The organism is Sphingomonas glacialis (genome assembly GCF_014653575.1).
GTDB classification, from domain to species: Bacteria; Pseudomonadota; Alphaproteobacteria; order Sphingomonadales; family Sphingomonadaceae; genus Sphingomonas; species Sphingomonas glacialis.
Map to the genome: position 1 here is coordinate 1,346,249 of NZ_BNAQ01000001.1, position 17,779 is coordinate 1,364,027.

General features: G+C 64.3%; 12 protein-coding genes and 1 tRNA gene. 5 read left to right on the top strand and 8 right to left on the bottom strand.

What is annotated here, in order from left to right:
* Window positions 1-179: 179 nt before the first annotated feature.
* Window positions 180-2,765 carry a TonB-dependent receptor gene (locus tag IE187_RS06470; RefSeq protein WP_189675500.1) on the top strand — a complete coding sequence of 862 codons (2,586 nt, stop codon included), beginning with the start codon at window positions 180-182 and terminating at the stop codon, window positions 2,763-2,765.
* A gap of 254 nt (window positions 2,766-3,019) precedes the next feature.
* Entirely contained in the window at window positions 3,020-3,700 is a 681-nt protein-coding gene (locus tag IE187_RS06475; RefSeq protein WP_189675501.1) for a type 1 glutamine amidotransferase domain-containing protein, read from the top strand.
* 40 nt (window positions 3,701-3,740) lie between these two features.
* Here IE187_RS06475 and IE187_RS06480 read toward each other — a convergent pair whose 3' ends face one another.
* From IE187_RS06480 to IE187_RS06490, 3 genes are all read right to left on the bottom strand, one after another.
* Window positions 3,741-5,204, bottom strand: coding sequence for a carbohydrate porin (locus IE187_RS06480; RefSeq protein WP_189675502.1), 1,464 nt, complete (start codon window positions 5,202-5,204; stop codon window positions 3,741-3,743).
* 143 nt (window positions 5,205-5,347) lie between these two features.
* Complete coding sequence (locus tag IE187_RS06485) at window positions 5,348-8,740, bottom strand: trifunctional glycoside hydrolase family 18/polysaccharide deacetylase/glycosyltransferase family 2 protein (RefSeq protein WP_189675503.1); 3,393 nt, start codon at window positions 8,738-8,740, stop codon at window positions 5,348-5,350.
* A gap of 208 nt (window positions 8,741-8,948) precedes the next feature.
* Window positions 8,949-9,025 (bottom strand) — tRNA-Pro (locus IE187_RS06490).
* A gap of 113 nt (window positions 9,026-9,138) precedes the next feature.
* On the opposite strand from IE187_RS06490, the gene pnuC reads away from it, so the two are divergent.
* Window positions 9,139-9,711, top strand: coding sequence for a nicotinamide riboside transporter PnuC (gene pnuC / locus IE187_RS06495; RefSeq protein ID WP_189675504.1), 573 nt, complete (start codon window positions 9,139-9,141; stop codon window positions 9,709-9,711).
* Window positions 9,708-10,223, top strand: a complete 516-nt coding sequence (locus tag IE187_RS06500) for an AAA family ATPase (protein WP_189675505.1) — start codon at window positions 9,708-9,710, stop codon at window positions 10,221-10,223. The genes pnuC and IE187_RS06500 overlap by 4 nt, the downstream gene beginning before the upstream one ends.
* 157 nt (window positions 10,224-10,380) lie before the next feature.
* Here IE187_RS06500 and IE187_RS06505 read toward each other — a convergent pair whose 3' ends face one another.
* Both IE187_RS06505 and IE187_RS06510 read right to left on the bottom strand, forming a co-directional pair.
* Window positions 10,381-10,923, bottom strand: a complete 543-nt coding sequence (locus IE187_RS06505; protein WP_189675506.1) for a peroxiredoxin — start codon at window positions 10,921-10,923, stop codon at window positions 10,381-10,383.
* A 308-nt stretch (window positions 10,924-11,231) separates the two neighbouring features.
* Entirely contained in the window at window positions 11,232-12,146 is a 915-nt protein-coding gene (locus IE187_RS06510; protein WP_438810918.1) for a CsgG/HfaB family protein, read from the bottom strand.
* A gap of 153 nt (window positions 12,147-12,299) precedes the next feature.
* On the opposite strand from IE187_RS06510, the gene lepA reads away from it, so the two are divergent.
* A complete protein-coding gene (gene lepA / locus IE187_RS06515) occupies window positions 12,300-14,159 on the top strand; it encodes a translation elongation factor 4 (RefSeq protein ID WP_229839250.1) in 1,860 nt (619 codons plus the stop codon).
* A 254-nt stretch (window positions 14,160-14,413) separates the two neighbouring features.
* Here lepA and IE187_RS06520 read toward each other — a convergent pair whose 3' ends face one another.
* From IE187_RS06520 to IE187_RS06530, 3 genes are all read right to left on the bottom strand, one after another.
* Window positions 14,414-15,496, bottom strand: a complete 1,083-nt coding sequence (locus tag IE187_RS06520; RefSeq protein WP_189675509.1) for a hypothetical protein — start codon at window positions 15,494-15,496, stop codon at window positions 14,414-14,416.
* A 278-nt stretch (window positions 15,497-15,774) separates the two neighbouring features.
* Window positions 15,775-16,476: a hypothetical protein gene (locus IE187_RS06525; RefSeq protein WP_229839251.1), complete on the bottom strand. Its 702-nt coding sequence runs from the start codon at window positions 16,474-16,476 to the stop codon at window positions 15,775-15,777.
* 151 nt (window positions 16,477-16,627) lie between these two features.
* A complete protein-coding gene (locus tag IE187_RS06530; protein ID WP_189675511.1) occupies window positions 16,628-17,674 on the bottom strand; it encodes an AAA family ATPase in 1,047 nt (348 codons plus the stop codon).
* Between the last annotated feature and the right edge of the window lie 105 nt (window positions 17,675-17,779).

Here is a 17,779-nt window from a genome sequence, read left to right on the forward strand (position 1 = left end):
CCGTCCGGGGAAACCCGGGCGGCGGTTTTCGTTTGGGGCATCGCGGCACCCGGCTTCGGCAGGCCGTGTCACGAGTCTGACGCACGACGGCAATGAAACTGCTGGAAAACTGCCGTCCAACCGTCACAGCCATCCCGTAGGGCGCCCTCAAGTGCAGCGGCACATCCAGGGGGCCTTCCATGATCAAATCCTACGTCTCGACCTTCGCGCTTGCCGCGAGCCTGGCCGCTGGCCTGCCACTCACCGCCGCGCACGCCGAGACCGCGCCGCCGACGCCGGCGGCTCCGATCGCCGACCCCGCGCCCGCCCCCGCTGAAGATGATGCGGCGGAGGCGATCGTCGTCACCGCCAAGGCGACCCGCTCGGCCACCGCGCTGCCGGGCAGCGAAATGCAGAAGATCCTGCCGGGCATCTCGCCACTGAAAGCGATCCAGACGCTGCCGGGCGTGCTCTACATCACCGCCGATCCGTGGGGCTATAACGAGCAGAACGCGCAGATCTTCATCCACGGTTTCAGCGGGCAGCAGCTCGGCTATACGATGGACGGCCTGCCGCTCGGCGACCAGAGCTATGGCAATTACAACGGCCTGTCGCCGCAGCGCGCGGTGATTTCGGAGAATGTCGGCCGCGTTATCGTCTCGACCGGCGCAGGCGATCTCGCAACCGCCTCGAACAGCAACCTCGGCGGCACGGTCGAGACCTATTCGTCGGATCCGCTCAAGACATTCGGCATTCAGGCCGCGCAGACCGTCGGCAGCTATTCGACCTCGCGCAGCTTCGTGCGGATCGACAGCGGCACGTTCGGCAACGGCAACGCGGCCTATGTCTCGGCGGCGCGCCAGGACGCACGCGCGTGGGACTTCAACGGCAAGCAGGGCGGCTATCAGGTCAACGCCAAGTTCGTCCACGACGACGGCATCGGCAAGCTGACCGCCTATTTCGACTATAACGACATGACGCAGCCGAACGAGGATTCGACCGTCTTCTTCAAGCCGTCGGCCGGCGGCACCGCCACCGCAGTGCAGCTCTACACGCCCTACACCAAGCCGTTCTTCTACCCCGACTTCACGACCTATCGGACGTCGTATCTCAGCGCGCAGGGCAATTCGCCGGCGGCGGTCGGCAGCAATTACCGCAATTATTATTCGGATGCGCAGCGCACCGATTTCCTCGGCTATCTGCGCTACGACGCGCATCTCTCGTCGAACGTGACCTGGTCGACGACGGGCTATTACCATCACAATGACGGCGCGGGCGTCGTCGCGGGGCCGCTCGGGCAGTCGATCACGACGATCCAGCCCTATCTCGACCCGGGCTATGCCAGCTTGCCGACCAACTGCCGCTTCGGCGCGAACAGCAACGGCGTCGCGCCCGCGGCCTGCACCGCACGCACGACCGCACAGCAGAGTGCCGCCGGCGCCGCCTTGGTCGCGGCGACCGGCGGGTCCGGCCTGGTCACGCGCACCACCGAATATCGCATCGATCGCGGCGGCGTGATCTCGGCGATCAATGCCAAGCTCGGCGCGCATACGATCGAATTCGGCGGCTGGTTCGAACGCAACAGCACGACGCAGTGGCGCCGCTGGTACGGCGTCAGCGTCACCAACCCCGATTCGAGCACGCCCTATATCCGCCCGCTCGACGTCGCGCAGCCGCTCTTCACGCAATATCAGGGCGAGGCGCGGATCAACCAGCTGCAGTTGCATCTGCAGGACACCTGGCAGGCGACCGATCGCCTGCTGCTCCAGGCCGGGTTCAAGACGAGCGCGCAATGGGCCGATGGCCGTTTCCCCGTGCAGCCCGTCCTCGGGTCGCTTTCGGGCCTCACCGGCGGCCTTCCGCAAGGCCGGATCAACACGCTGCGCTGGTTCCTCCCCTCGGCGGGCGCGACCTATGATCTGACGCGCAACGAGCAGCTCTATTTCAACGTCCAGAAGAATTTGCGCCAGTATCAGGCGTATCTCGCGGGCGGCGGCGGCCCCTGGTTCACCGGCAGCCAGGCGGCGTTCGATGCGTTCGCACGCGAAGGCAAGCCCGAGAGCAGCTGGACGTATGAAGGCGGCGTGCGCAGCCATCGCAGCTTCGATGGCGTGCTCAGCGGGTTGGAAGCCCAGGTCAATTACTACCACGTCGTGTTCAACAATCGCCTGCTCGCGATCTCGACCAATCCGGGCGGCATCGCCGGCGGCGGCATCACCGGCGGAACCTCGATCCTGGTCAATGTCGGCGCGGTGCATACCGACGGTGTCGACGCGGCCTTCACGCTGCACTTCGGCCGCGTTTTCTCGCTGTACAATGCGGCGTCGTACAATCTGTCGAAATACCAGAGCGACTATACCTCGACCGCGACCGGAATCGGCGCTGCGACGGGCACGTGCATCGGCGGCTATCTCGTCACGGCGGGCGTCGTGCCGACCTGCGGCAAGCAGCTGCCGGGAACGCCGAAATGGATGAACAAGACCGTCGCCACGCTCGATCTGGGGCCGATCGAGGTGCAGATGATCGGCGATTACGTCGGTCGGCGCTTCGCCACCTTCACCAACGACGCGAGCGTGTCGTCCTACTTCCTGACCTCGCTGCGGCTCGCGGCGAAGGTGCCGGACGGCGCCACCCCGCTGCGCAAGCTCGAGGTCTCGCTCAACGTCACCAACCTGTTCGACAAGACGGGCGTCTCGACGCTGTCGATCGGATCGGCGACCAACAGCTACTCGGCCTATCCGATCGCACCGCGACAGTGGTTCCTGACGGTGTCGGCCGCCTATTGAGCACCTGTCGGAGCGGCGGTGTCACCCCCAAAGGGTGTCGCCGCCGCCGCGCTGCACAGGTGGGCAGGACGGCGTGGTCTCGCGCTTGCCCCAAAGGCTCCCAAAAAGCCCCCCGCCCCTTGCGCCACCGCTGCGCCACGCCCATTTCCTGGGGGCACGGAAACGACCACGGCGGTGCGGGATATGGGCGAACACGTCCGCCCGGCACATTCGCCGCGTCCGTGCACTGGATCCGCGATCAGAAAGCAGCCGACATGAAGATTTTGATGGTACTGACGTCGCACGACCAATTGGGCGACACCGGCAAGAAGACGGGCTTCTGGCTCGAAGAGCTCGCCGCGCCGTATTACGTGTTCAAGGATGCGGGTGCGGAGATCACGCTCGCCTCGCCCGCCGGCGGGAAGCCGCCGCTCGACCCCAAGAGCAACGAGCCCGACAGCCAGACCGACGCCACGCGTCGTTTCGAGGCTGATGCCGCCGCAACCGCGCAACTCGCGGACACCGTCCGGCTCGATTCGGTCGACCAGGCCGATTACGACACCGTCTTCTATCCCGGCGGCCACGGGCCGCTCTGGGATCTGGCCGAGGATGCGACCTCGATCGGCTTGATCGAAGCGTTCGTCGCGGCCAACAAGCCCGTCGCCTTGGTCTGCCACGCACCGGGCGCTCTGCGCCGGGTAAAGGCGGCCGATGGCACGCCGCTCGTCCAGGGCAAGCGCGTGACCGGCTTCACCAATGGCGAGGAGGAAGCCGTCGGTCTGACCAAGATCGTGCCCTTCCTCGTCGAGGACGAACTCACCGCGCTTGGCGGCAAGTATGAGAAGACGAGCGACTGGGGCGTCCACGTCGTTCAGGACGGCTTGCTGATCACCGGCCAGAACCCGGCCTCGTCGGCGGCTGCAGCGCACAAGCTGCTCGACGCGCTCGCAAAGTAAGCGACACGGGGGAGGCGCGACCAAGGCGCCTCCCCCTCTCTTACAACGTAATCGCGCCCTTCAACCCCAGCACCACGACCTCGTCGGCGCTGCGCACGCCACCGGGGTGGTGGATCCACTGAACGTTGGGCTGCAGCTCGAGCCACGGCAGCGGCGTCACGCTGTAATAGAGTTCGGCGGCATATTCGGCATCGCGCACCGGCTTGCCCGGGGTCAGCCGGTCGGTATCGGCCGCGCGCCCATTGACGTTGGTCCGCCCGAACGCGACGCCGAGCACGTCGCCGGGCAGCCACGTCGCGAGCCCCTTGTAGAACATTCCGACCACCGCCTGATTGTCGGTCACCGCGGTCGCGCGGTCGGTCTGCGTGAAATTGGCGAACACGCCGAGCCCGTCGAGTGACTTGCCGTCCTTCGACGTGCCGGTGATCTGCTGCTGCACGCTGACATAGCCGCCATAGCGCCCCGAATGTTCGAGCGGGGCGAGCCCGGTGATCGCGATCGGGCGACGGTTGATGTCGCGATAGACGTCGGTGCCATTGGCGGTCGTGTACCAGCCACCGACCTTGTACGATCCGACATGGCCGCCATCGCCGCCATGCGTCCACCCCGCCTCGAACGGGATCAGCACCCCCGTCGCGCCGTGCCAGCGTGCGACGAAGAAGTTGTTCTTCAGGTTGAGCGGATTGACCTCATAGACGCCTGCCTGGACATACACGCCGCGCCGCACATCGACGTGGAGGCGCGCGCCCCACTGCCCGACCGGCCAGTTCTGCCAGTAATCGCCGACCAGATTGCCCGGCTGCGCGCCGCAAAAGGTCAGGTTTTGGAAGTGGCACGAGAAGACCGCGAAATCCGACCCCGGATTGGTGCGGCCGAGCTTCACTTCGACCGCATCGCCGAGCTTCTGCTCGTACCACAATTCGGTGACACGGACGGTCTGCCCGCGGCCATAGACCTCCTGCACTTGCTGGAGCGTGCCCAGCCCGGCGACGTCGGACAGATTGTCGCCGCGCCGCCACGTCAGCGTCGCCTGCAACGTCCCGCCCTCGAGCCCGACGAGCTTGCCCATGTCGATCTTGGCGCCCATGTCGAACTGGCCGGTCTCGGTGATCGCCTGACGCCGCCCACCGGTCGGGTTGTAGGCGGTCTCCGACGCGTAGCGCGCCGATACGTCGACACCGCGCGCGCCGAGCCAGGTGCGGCTGTTGCGCCAGTCGCCGAACAGGCCGGGCGGTGCCGCGCTCTGCGTATCGCCGATCTGCGAACCGGGCGAGGTATCGCGCGGGTGCGCAAGATGGTTCGGCCGATAGCGCGCGGGCGTTGGTGCTGCCGCAGGCGCTTCGGTCGCGGGTTTCTTGGTATCGTTCGCCGCGGGCGCCTCCGGGGCAGTCGGCGGCGGTGCGGGCGCGCCGATATCGACCTGTTGCGCCATCGCGCCCGCCGGCAGCAGCAGCGCGGCGAGCACACCCGCCGCCGCACTTGCTTGGAATGTCCGCACGATCATCGCTTTGCCTTACACCGAACCCGTCACTCGGCGTGCGATGCAACCTGCGGCGCGCGAAGGATAGCGGCCATCGCCCGAAGCTGCGCCAGTTGTTTGATTTCGGTTTAGAATGTCGCGCTTATGTCACAGGCGGATGGGCGCGTTTACCGCGCCTGCACCCGCCCGGTCCGCACCAGCTTGCCCCAGCCGACGCTGCGCCCGCGCAACGCCTGCGTGATCGCCTTCAGCACGACATAATACATGATCTGGCGATAGCCGATCCGCTGCGGGATGAGCAGCCACAGCAAACGCCACTGCTCGCGCCGCTCGAGCGCGAAGGCGACCGTCGCCGCGAGCAAGTCGATCGCGGTGAACACCAGCCAATAGAGCAGCATCTTGTCGACGTCGTGCTGCGTCTGCGCCCAGCCATGCGCCTGCACCGCGATATAGGTCATCACGAAGCTGACGATCAGCGCGAGATCGATGATCGGCGAGATCGCCGCAAAGACGATCTGGAACAGGATCGCCTGCGGCAAGCCGACGCGCGCGAGGCCCGCCGGGCGGCCGGTCGCCATGATGCTGCCATGCTTCCACAGGCATTGCAGCGTGCCGAATGCCCAGCGGAAGCGCTGCTTGGCGAGGCCCTTGATCGTCTCGGGCGATTCGGTCCAGGCGATGGCGTATTGGTCGTAGGTCACCGCCCAACCCGCGCGCTGGATTGCGATGGTGAGATCCTGATCCTCGGCAAGTGTATCGTCCGGATAGCCGCCGACTTGCTGGATCGCCGCCAGCCGCCACGCGCCGACCGCGCCCGGCACCACCGTCATCGCGTTCATCCGCGCAAGCGCGCGCCGCTCGAGATTCTGCGCGGTGATATATTCGACCGCCTGGAACTTGGTGAGCAGATTGACGCGATTGCCGACCTTGGCGTTGCCCGCGACCGCGCCGATCTTGGGATCGTCGAACCACCGCGCGAGACGCGCGATCGTCGTCGGCTCGAACTGCGTATCGGCGTCGAGCGCGATGACGATCTCGCCCGTCGCAAGCGCCAGCGCTTGGTTGAGCGCGCGCGCCTTGCCGCCATTCTCGAGCGTCAGCAACCGTACGCGCGGATCGCCCGCGAACGCCGAGGTCACGACTTCGCTCGTATCGTCGCTCGATCCATCGTCGATCACGATCACCTCGATCCGCACGTCGGTCGAGGCGAGCACGCCGCGCACCGCGCGTTCGATCACCAGTTCCTCGTTGAACGCCGGGATCATCACCGTGACGAAGCGGTTGGGGTCGATCGCCGGGAACACCGTCTTGCTCTCGCGCCGCGCCTGGATCAGCGCGAGCAGCGACAGGATCACCGCGCGCGCGATGCCGATGCTGATCGCGAAGAAGAAGATCCAGCCGAGCGCGACGACGCCGCCGCCGAGCACCGAGAAGATGAACAGATCGGTCTCCGCCGCCGCGCGGTCGGACGGCGAGAGCGTCGGCATCGCGACCGACTTGGGAATCCCCGCAAGCGCCGACACCGGCACGAAGGTGTACCCCTTGGCGCGCAGCTGGTCGATGATCTGCGGCAGCGCGGCGACGGTTTCCGAGCGGTCGCCACCGGCGTCGTGGAGCAGCACGATGTTGCGGCTGCACTGCGGGTCGGGATTGGCCGCATCGCATTTGCCGTTGGGGTCGGTGACTTCGTCGACCGTCGCGTCGATGATCGACTGGACGCCCGGCCGTTTCCAGTCGCCCGGATCGACGTGCAGGCCGACCGAGATATAGCCGCGATCCTGCGCCATCAGCGCCGGATCGATTTCGTCGGCGGTGCTCGGCTCGGCATCGCCGAAATAGGGCGCGCGGAACAGCCGCAGCGTGTGCCCGGTGAACGCCTGGAACAGCCGCTGCGTCGTGTTGAGCTGGAAGGTCGTCTCGGACTGCGAGGCGCCCGCCAGATTGGGATGGGTATAGGTATGGCTGCCGATCTCATGCCCCTCGGCGACCATGCGGTTGATCAGGCTGCGCTGCGTCAGCACGTTCTCGCCGATCACGAAGAAGGTGCCGGGCACCTTCTTTTGCTTGAGGATGTCGAGGATCTTGGGCGTCCAGGTCGGGTCGGGCCCGTCATCGAAGGTCAGCGCGACGAGACCCGGCTTGTAGCCGGTCCGCGCGACGACATAGGGCGAGGGCAACGTCTGGAAGGTGACGTTGCCGATCGCGCCGTCCTTGGTCACTTGCGCGCGACGCACGCCTTTGACGGGGACGCCCGCGATCTTGAGGATCTCTCCGCTGCCGTCGATATCGACATCGGTACCCGCCGGAATGTTCTCGATCGCCGAGGCCGCAGGCAAGGTGCGATGCGCCCGCCCGAAGATCGACCACAGCCCCGGATCTTCCGACCCGAGCCGCCACAGCCCGATCCCGCTCAAACCGACTTTCTGCAGCCAGCGCATCTGGTTGTACGCCGATGGCGCATCGAGCATCCACACGACGTGGCGGCTGCCCGCTTCCTCATAGGCAAAGCCGCTATTGCCGCTCTGCCGGTCGAAGGTCGGCATGGCGCTCGATTCGCGCGCGGCTTCCCAGGCTTCGTCGATCGCGAGCGGTTCGCCCGTGCCGTCGTGCCAGTTATAGGCGTAATTGCCGATCGCGACGACGATCTTGTCGCGCGGCACGTCGCGCACCGCGCGCGACACCGATTGCTCGAACCAGCTTTGCGATGCGATCGGCCCGGCCTCGCCGCTGATCTCGTGCTGGTCGTAGGCCATCAGTACGACGCGATCGACGACCTTGGCGAACGCGCCGATGTTCCAGCCGGGCTCGCCGCCCGCTTCGTCTTCCGCCGCGCCGACCGGCACCGCGATCCCGATCACCCAATTGCGCTTGGCGAAGCGCGCCTTGGTCTCGCGCAGGAAGGCGAGGAAATCCTGCTGTCCCTTGGGCGAAAGCTCCTCGAAATCGAAGAACGCGCCGCCTGCCCCGTTCGCGGCGAGCCACGGCTCGAGCGTATCCAGGAACTTCTTGCGCAGCTTGGGGTCGCGCAGCAGCGCTTCCATGCCGGCCGCATCCCATTTCCCGTCGATCGCATTCTGGATCATCGGCAGGATCAGCGGGCGTGGGCTCGCGCGGTTGATGATCTCGCGGCCCGCGGTGTCGCGGAACACGGTGATGTGATGGTTGGGGCCCGACACCGACACCCAGCCCGGCACGAGCCAGTCGAGCTCGCCGATATGGCGGCGCAGCGACGCGGTCGAGGACGGATCCCACGGCACATGGAAGGCGATCGCGAGCGGCTGATCGACCCCGACGCCGCGCGCGGGTGCACCGAGCAGCCGCGCATAGCCGCTAAGCCCGTGGCGCGCGCGGCGCAGCAGCGGCTCGTGCGGCGGCGGCAATTTGGTGATCGCCGCGTGCTCGGCCTCGACCGGGAGCAAGGGCGCGCGCGGCACCGCACCGATCGAAATCGCGAGCGCTGCCACCGCCATCACCACCAGCAGCACGAACGCCGCGACCGCCATGGCGAACCGCCGGCGGCGCCGTCCCGAAGCATCGTAGAAAACGGGCGAGCGGCTCATGCGATCGGTGTCCTCAGGGTGAAAAGATTAGGCTCGCATCGGTGCTTTGGCATGGCACAATCGCGACGCCAAGGTGACAAACGCTTCATCTGGCCCGACACAGTTTTCGACGGCACCCCATTCGGGCGCGCTGCCGTTCGACATTGGAGGTGTCTGCGCAGGTGCCTGCCGGAGACGCGCTCACGGCTGTTCGGGGCCAATGCTGCAATGGTCGGGGCGATAGGATTCGAACCTACGACCCCTGGACCCCGAGACCAGTGCGCTACCAGACTGCGCCACGCCCCGACACATTGCAGGGCGCAGCGCGTAGACCCCCGTCTCGCGACTATCAAGCGGAAAATCGCCCCGCGTGCGCGCAATGCTCGACGCTGGCGCAATCGCGCTGCTACGCGGGCGGCATGACCACCCTGGAAATCCTGGCGTTCGGGCTCGGGCTCGCCAATGTCACGCTCGTCGTGCTGCGCAGCATCTGGAACTACGTCTTCGGGCTGGCGATGGTCGCGCTGTATGCAGTCATCTTCGTCCATACCAAGCTTTATAGCGACGCGCTGCTGCAAGTGTTCTTCTTCGTCGTGCAAATCTACGGCTGGTGGAACTGGTCGCGCGTCAAAGCCCAAACCGGCGAGATCGCGGTCGGCACCCTGCCGGACCGCGAGCGCCTCCTGTGGCTGGCGGCGGCGGCGGTGGGCAGCGCGGGCTGGGGCTATGCGATGTTCCGCTTCACCGATGCGTCCTTCCCCTGGCTCGATGCGACGCTGGCGATCGTCAGCGTCGTTGCACAGATCCTGCAGTCGCGGCGCAAGCTCGAGAGTTGGTGGCTGTGGATCGCGGTCGATATCGGCTCGGTCGCGCTTTACGCGGCCAAGGGCCTGAAGCTGACGATGCTGCTTTATGCGATTTTCCTCGCGCTCGCGATCTGGGGGCTGATCGACTGGCGCCGCGTCGCGCGACGGACGGCGGTCGTCGCATGAGCACGATCTGCCTGCACGGTCCCGAGAGCACGGGCAAATCGACGCTGATTCCGCAACTGGCGGCGCACTTCGGAACGATCTTCGTGCCCGAATACGGCCGCACCTTCGCCGAGACGCACGGAACCGCGTTCACGATGGCCGATCTGGTCGAGATCGCGCAGCAGCACGATGCGCAAACACTTGCGGCGCTGGCGACGGGCGCGGACCCACTGCTGCTCGATACCGATCCGTTGATGACCGCGGTGTGGGCCGACATGCTGTTCGGTCGTCGCGATCCGTGGTTCGACGCGTGGCACGGCAGTGCCGACCTGTATCTGCTGCTCGATATCGATTTGCCGTGGATCGACGACGGTACGCGGATGTTTGGCAGCGTGGCCGAGCGCCAGCGCTTCTTCGATCTGTCGCGCGCTGAGCTCGACCGGCGCGGCCTGCGGTATGCGATCGTTGGCGGTCAGGGCCCCGCGCGCCTCGCCGCCGCGCTGGCGGCGATCGCGGCGGCGGGGTTGGGCTGACGCCGGGACGGCGATCCGCTTGGGCGCTCCCCAGCGAAGGCCGGGGCCCAGGAGCGGAACGACGGAGGCGCGCGGCCTCGCGAGATGATCGTGGCCTTCCCGACTGGGCCCCGGCCTTCGCCGGGGAGCCCATTTCAATGCTGCGAGGGTAGCCGGATCAGCCCTTCTTGGCTTTCAGCGCCTTCACCGCGGCGAGCGTGCCGGTGATGTGCCCGGCCGGCGCCATGTCGGACAGGACATAGGCGATCTTGCCGTTCTTGCCGATCACGTACGAGGTGCGGTTGGTCCAGCCGGCCTTTTGCGGCAGCGCGACGTCATAGCCCGAGATCGTCGCCGGGGTCGCGAGACCGACCGGGAACTTGTCGCGGCATTCGACCGACGAGAATTCCTTGATCCGCTCGGCATTGCCCGCGGTCAGGCCGATCAGCGTCGCGCCCTGCTTGGTGAAGTCGTCGGCAGCTTCGGCGAAGGCGTGCGCCTCGGCAGTGCAGCCCGAGGTGAAGGCGGCGGGGAAGAAGTACAGCACGACCGGCCCCTTCTTGAGCGCTGCCGCCAGCGAGAACGGATGCGTCTTGCCGGCAAGCGCCGCCTCGGTCGAGAAGTTAGGCGCGGCATCGCCAACCTTGAGCGCAGCGCAGGCGGGCGCGGCGGCGAGGAGGGCGGCAGTGGCAGCGGCGATAAGCGGAACAGCGAACTTCATGGCATCGTCTCCTGGATAGCGCCGCATCCTACCGCGCCGGCTGGCGGTCCGCCAGCACGATCGGCACATCTGCGCCCCCCCCCCAACCGTCACCCCGGCCTTGTGCCGGGGTCTACCGGGATGCCCAACGTGCCAGCGCAGAACGCGCGGCACGGTGGCCCCCGGCACCAGGCCGGGGCGACGAAGAAAAGCTCGCCCCCAAACCGTTCGGGCTGAGCCTGTCGAAGCACCCCTCGCCCAACGCGCCGCTCGCGTTTGCAGGGCAGCCCTTCGACACGCTCAGGGCGACCAGGGAGAGTAGCGTCGCCCTACCGCGACGGCGCGAGCTTGGAGTTGAGCACCCACCCAACATTGTCGTTCTCGTCGGCGACCTCCCACCACATGCCGTCCTTGTTGCCGGTCGGGTAAACGATCGCGCCCGGCGGCAGCGTGCGCACCACCTTGCCCGCCGCATTCGCCGCGCTGCGCAGCGCGACCGGGCCTTGCGTCGTGAAGGTCTTGGCGGGCGCGGCCTCTGCCGTCCCGGTGTCGCCGGGGCTGGTATAGCCGAGCCCCGTGACGAGCTTCGCATACGCCTGGATGAAGGCGAGCGTCACGATCCGCCCGATATCGGTATTGTCATACCCCCCGCCGACCACGCCGCCGCCGGCAAAACCGCCGAACACCCCGCCGCCGCCGCCGAAGCTCAGGCTGTTCTTGGCGGCATAGCCATCCTCGGTCGCGAGCGTCTCGGTCGTGCGGACGTTGGTGATCGACAGCACGACATTGGCTTCCATCTTGCGGCTGCGTAAGCCTCCGACAAGCCCACCGAACGGCCCGCCGATCAGCCCGCCGACGCCCGCCGCGACGCCGCTGCCGCTCGCGTTGCTGTTGGCGCCCTGCACTTCGGCCTGGAGCACGTAATCGGCCGCCTTGATCTGCCCCTGCCCGACATTGGCGCCGCGCTGGAGCCCGAGATCGCCACCGATGTCGCGCTCGCGCTGCGCCGCTTGCAGCCCGCTGCCGCGATCGACGATGTTGAAGCAGCCCGAACGCTGCACGAGCACCTTGAGCAGCTTCTGCGGAGGGGCAAGGCTGTACTGCGTCCAGCCGCGCGGATCGTCGCCATCGACGATCGAGATCGTGCCGTGCTTGCGCGCGCAGCGCGGCACGTCGTTCATCGTCGCCTCCTGCAGCTTCTGCGTGCCCGACGGCTTGGCCATCCGCTGCGCCCCCGCCTGCATCGGTACGCCGCTCAACACCGCCACGATCGCCATTCCGGCCGTCAGTTTCGCCATGCCACCCCCGCTGAGAATCGTTACGCCTCCAATATCGAAAAGAGACCCGACGGCATAGGCGTATTGCGCCCTCGCGCGACGGGCTTTGTGCCCGGCCGCATGCGATGCTATGGGCCGCCTTTCCCTTTCCGCAGCACTCATCCGGGCGAATTCGTGACCCCTCTCCACACCATCCGCAATTTCTCGATCATCGCGCATATCGATCATGGCAAGTCGACGCTCGCCGACCGCCTGATCCAGGCGACGGGCGGCCTGACCGACCGCGAAATGTCCGAGCAAGTCCTTGATAACATGGACATCGAGAAAGAACGCGGGATCACCATCAAGGCGCAGACGGTGCGGCTTCGCTACACCGCGAAGGACGGCGTCGACTATACGCTCAACCTGATGGACACGCCGGGGCATGTCGACTTCGCCTATGAAGTCAGCCGCTCGCTCGCCGCATGCGAAGGCGCGCTGCTCGTCGTCGATGCCGCGCAGGGTGTCGAAGCGCAGACGCTCGCCAACGTCTATCAGTCGATCGAGCACGATCACGAGATCATCCCGGTCATCAACAAGATCGATCTCCCCGCCGCCGACGTCGACAAGGTCAAGGCCGAGATCGAGGAAGTGATCGGCCTCGACGCGAGCCAGGCCGTGCTCACCAGCGCCAAGGCCGGGATCGGCATCGCCGAAGTGCTCGAGGCGATCGTCACGCGCATCCCGCCGCCCAAGGGCGATGCCGATGCGCCGCTCAAGGCGATGCTCGTCGACAGCTGGTACGACCCGTATCTCGGCGTCGTCATCCTCGTGCGCGTGGTCGCGGGCGTCCTCAAGAAGGGCCAGCAGATCAAGTTCATGCAGGCCGGCACGCTCCATCTGGTCGACCGCGTCGGCTGCTTCCGCCCCAAGATCGAACAGCTCACCGATCTCGGTCCGGGCGAAATCGGCTTCATTACAGCCCAGATCAAGGAAGTCGCGCAGACCCGCGTCGGCGACACGATCACCGACGCCAAGCGCCCTGCCCTGGAAGCACTGCCGGGCTTCAAGGAAGTCCAGCCGGTGGTCTTCTGCGGCCTGTTCCCGGTCGACGCCGCCGATTTCGAGAAACTGCGCGAGAGCATCAGCAAGCTGCGGCTCAACGACGCGAGCTTCTCGTTCGAGATGGAAACCAGCGCGGCGCTCGGCTTCGGCTTCCGCTGCGGCTTCCTGGGGCTGCTCCACCTCGAAATCATCCAGGAGCGCCTGACGCGCGAATACGATCTCGACCTCATCACCACCGCGCCGTCGGTGGTCTATGACATCGAGCTGACGCACAATGGCGGGACGATCGAGCTCCACAACCCCGCCGACATGCCCGATCCCAACAAGATCCTGAGCATTTCCGAGCCGTGGATCCAGGCGGTGATCTACGTCCCCGACGAATATCTCGGCAGCGTGCTGAAACTCTGCCAGGACCGCCGCGGGATCCAGAAGGACCTCACCTATGTCTCCGGCCGCGCGCAGGCGACCTACGAGCTGCCGCTCAACGAAGTCGTGTTCGATTTCTACGACCGGCTGAAGTCGCTGTCGAAGGGCTATGCCAGCTTCGACTACACGCAGATCGGCAAGCGCGAGGGCGACCTCGTCAAGATGAGCATCCTCGTCAACGAGGAGCCGGTCGACGCGCTGTCGATGATCGTCCACCGCGGCACCGCTGAGGTGCGCGGGCGCGGCATGGTCGAGCGCCTCAAGGACCTCATCCCGCGGCACCTGTTCAAGATCCCGATTCAGGCGGCGATCGGCGGCAAGGTGATCGCGCGCGAGACGATCAGCGCGATGCGCAAGGACGTGACCGCGAAATGCTATGGCGGCGATGCCAGCCGCAAGCGCAAGCTGCTCGACAAGCAGAAGAAGGGCAAGCTCAAGATGCGCGAGTACGGGAGCGTGAGCATCCCGCAGGAGGCATTTATTGCGGCGTTGAGGATGGGGGAAGAGTGAGGCCCGAGCCTAACGAAAGGATTGCGCAGCAATCGGGTCGTTAGACGAGGATCAGCCGAACTCCGGCCGGCGGCGCCAAAGCGTCGTCCGACGACGCGGCTTTGCCGCGGCGCGCTCCACACCCCGCCGCCCTCCAAGCGTCACCCCGGGCCCGTCCCGGGGTCCACCGGGATGCGCACGCTGCCAGCGAGGCGCGCGCGGCACGGTGGACCCCGGGACAAGGCCGGGGTGACGAGGGAGGAGCGAGCCCCCCCTCACCCACCCGTCCGCCGCCGCCTCGGCCGCTTGACCGCCGCCACCCCATCCTCAAGCGCGCCCGCGCCCACGCCCGCCCCCGGCTCCCCCGCCACCGCATCGACGATCGCCCGCGACGGCGCGAGCCCATCGGCCAGCTCGGAAACCCACGGCGGCAGATCCCCGCCATGCTCGCTCCAGTGCGGCTCGAACGGATCGATCCCCTCGACGAGCTCGTCCTCCTCGCACTCGGCCGACGGCAACAGCGTCCCGCGATACTCCGCCGCATCCTGCGCCAGACGCACGAACGCCACATCGGGGTCGTCCTCGGCAGCCTCGGCCGCCGCCTCGCCGCCCTGCGCCTGCGCCGCGACCGCCGCACGCCGCCGCGCGGCAAGGCACTCGAGCGCCGCCATCACCGCGTCGTGCGCCTGCGCATCGAGCGTGACCCCGGCAAACCCCTCGAGCGACGCCGCCAGCGCATCGCCGCGCGCCGCCACCGCCGCGAGATCGGGCGTGCCCGCGACAGTGGTGCGCATCGTCGTGGTCGTCGCCTCGGCGACCGCACCCGCTTCCGCGCCCCCACCGACACTGGCGCCAGCGGTCGCACCAGCGCTCGCCCCAGCCCCACCACCACCGCCCGCGCTCGCGCCCGCCGTCGCGCGCGTGCTGACATAGTTGATCGTCGTGCGGCGCCCCTCGGCATCCTGGCCATAGTGGCGCAGGCAGAACATCAGCAGCGCATCGTTACGCTTGCGGCGGTAGCCGATCACCTTGCCGGCGGCGATGACGGGAACGAGCTCGCCCTCGATCGCGCGCTCGAACGCGATGTCCTTCAGCCGCTGCACGCCATAGTCGAGCGCCGCATCCCAGGCGCGGCGGAACTCCTCGGCGCCGGGCGCGCGGCGCAGCGTATAGGCGTTGGCCTGCGCCATGTTGCACATCGCCGCGGCGCGGGAGACGCTGCCGGTATCGGCGAGCGCCTCGATGAACGCCTTCTGCCGCTCGGGCGTCCAGCCGTCATGGCGATATTTGCGGGGGACGGGGGTGAACTCGGGAAGAGCCGGTCGCGCCTCGCGCGCGACGGGGGTGCGGTTCTGCATGACAGTGCCTCCGATTGCGGTTGGTGCGCGGAGGGTAGGCAGATTCGGGGCGTGTAGGACAGCGTTTTGTTTGTGTTTTGTTCTTGTGAAACCTCTTAGGTGCGGCGACGAGATAGCCCACTGGCGACAGTTTCGTTCAATTCCGCAGTAGAGCACTCATTTCCAAACTCGCTTAATCTAACAATAGGCGAAGGCTTTTGGCGAGCCAAACCGTCGCAGCCCTTGAAGCCAAATTCTTGCAGCATCTCAGAAAAGGCTATAATAATGTATAATCCTAATTAAGATCCAACATTGGCCAAATGATGCTCGAGAGAGTCTAGTAATTTAAGGGCAATTTTATTGAATCCCTCTCCTAAATTTACTTGTACCCCGCTTGCAATAGACTCCTGGAAAAATCTCTTAATTTGCGCCTTAGTAGGATCAGACTTTATATTTAAGTGACTAGAAATTGCGTGCTTAGCATTCGCGTCCAATATATCTTCAATCACTTTCAAATCCTGATCCATATCCGTGAGAGTAATAATCGAATTTTCCGAGAGTCCAAATTCTTCGATGTAGCGCCTTCTTTCAAAAACTCCCTGCTTATCGCCATCGACTACGAAAAGCATTTCCAAACCCCAACCTAGGTGCAAAGCGACCAAAGCACCTAATGTTCCTGCGCCTAACCCAGGCATCAGGGGAGAAGTCTCTTTTCCAAGATAGACTGCAGCATAGCGAAGGACATAATAATCCGACCTACTCTCTAAAATTATAGAACGCCGTTGTATGTCAAATCTAGATGGAATCACCTCCAGACGATCTAATACAGGCTGAAAGTAATTAGTTTGCGTAGGGTGCGCATGTACAAATGACCTATATGTCGCAACCTTTACATCGAGCGACTCGTCATCGAGTGATATATCATCCATCATTGACTGAAGTGGAGCATCAGCCCTATTAGTTACGATAAATGTCTGCTCAAGCCACTTTGGCTCTATCATGTAATGACTATGTGTCGTGTAGGCAAGCGTATGCTCACCTTTGGCGACTTCTGGAAAGCAGTCGATGAGGCGCTGTTGAGCGGCAGCATGGAGATTAGAGGCTGGTTCATCAAATAGAAATAGCAAGGGCCGCGTTGACGCTCGTGCCACTCTAAATTGGGTTAACAACATAAATGCAAAAAAACCAACGAAATCCTAAAGATCTATCATTAACATTAAACCGCCGGGTTCCATCTTTTATCTGAAATGCGATCTCAACATCATGTTTGTTTGTTTTACTTTTATTTCCGGCCTTATCAGTAACTTCACCTTCCACGATATTAAAGGATATTACCACCTCTTTTCCTCGAGCATCTTCTCCGAAGATCTTATTCCACCGCCCAAAAACAAGTTTAGTTACAGCAGCACTAGCCCGATCCATCACCTGCTGAATTTTAGCTTTGTCATCAACACCCAGCCAAGCTGATAGAAAATCAGTCCAAGGTAAAGCAAGGCTATCGTCACGGACTCGCCTCACAATATCCTTTTCTATCGTCTGACCTCTACCATCAGCGTCAAGTATGTCTTGAAATACACGGCGGTAAAATCTATCTATTTTCCCCCCGCGATTTGTTAGAAAGAACTTCTTTGGAAAATCAAAAACAAACGTAGGAAAATATGCAATATCCGGCGATAGATTATATAACGCATTTCGTATTTTTGTCTTTTCGTCTGCATTTGCAGACCGCCACTTCTTTTGATTTACTGTTTTTACGTTTGGCGTGTCGATTAAGTTCAGGAAGTTATTTTGAAAATCGCCGCCAGAAAAGCGCTGTCGGCGGCTAAAAGTCAGGTTATCTACCATACTGCTTTCGTCTATGGTAATCCCATGCAAAAGCTTGAGAGTGCTTCCGGCAGATTTTATATCAGCCGGGCTAACTGAGACCTCGGCGGTTACCGTAACATCACCAGTAAATTCCGAAAGAAGATGTCGTGGGACGCGTTCCGTGAACGGAATGCTTGTTTCGTCATCACCTCCGACGAGCTCACTTGTGGCCACGTCTGGTGAGAATGTATGAATAGCTTCTAAGACTGTCGTTTTGCCACTCTCGTTGAGTCCTACAAACGCAAAAACGCTAGCTCCGCCTACCGTTTTTAGGCTGACAGTCGTATCTTTAATGCCCTTAAAATTCTGGATTCTGAAAGACTCGTACCGCACATTACACCCCCGAATATCAATTGAGGGGAGATGACCGCGTCGTATGCCTCTGTGTCAAGTATCGCGGTGCCCTCGCAGCTAACGTCTGATCATTTAGCCTTGACC

Bases quoted from the DNA above. Each gene is read 5' to 3' on its own strand.
- IE187_RS06485 (WP_189675503.1), bottom strand. From the start codon at position 8,740: ATGAGCCGCTCGCCCGTTTTCTACGATGCTTCGGGACGGCGCCGCCGG.
- IE187_RS06475 (WP_189675501.1), top strand. From the start codon at position 3,020: ATGAAGATTTTGATGGTACTGACGTCGCACGACCAATTGGGCGACACC.
- IE187_RS06470 (WP_189675500.1), top strand. From the start codon at position 180: ATGATCAAATCCTACGTCTCGACCTTCGCGCTTGCCGCGAGCCTGGCC.
- pnuC (WP_189675504.1), top strand. From the start codon at position 9,139: ATGACCACCCTGGAAATCCTGGCGTTCGGGCTCGGGCTCGCCAATGTC.
- IE187_RS06480 (WP_189675502.1), bottom strand. From the start codon at position 5,204: ATGATCGTGCGGACATTCCAAGCAAGTGCGGCGGCGGGTGTGCTCGCC.
- IE187_RS06500 (WP_189675505.1), top strand. From the start codon at position 9,708: ATGAGCACGATCTGCCTGCACGGTCCCGAGAGCACGGGCAAATCGACG.
- IE187_RS06525 (WP_229839251.1), bottom strand. From the start codon at position 16,476: ATGATAGAGCCAAAGTGGCTTGAGCAGACATTTATCGTAACTAATAGG.
- IE187_RS06505 (WP_189675506.1), bottom strand. From the start codon at position 10,923: ATGAAGTTCGCTGTTCCGCTTATCGCCGCTGCCACTGCCGCCCTCCTC.
- IE187_RS06520 (WP_189675509.1), bottom strand. From the start codon at position 15,496: ATGCAGAACCGCACCCCCGTCGCGCGCGAGGCGCGACCGGCTCTTCCC.
- lepA (WP_229839250.1), top strand. From the start codon at position 12,300: ATGCGATGCTATGGGCCGCCTTTCCCTTTCCGCAGCACTCATCCGGGC.
- IE187_RS06510 (WP_438810918.1), bottom strand. From the start codon at position 12,146: ATGCAGGCGGGGGCGCAGCGGATGGCCAAGCCGTCGGGCACGCAGAAG.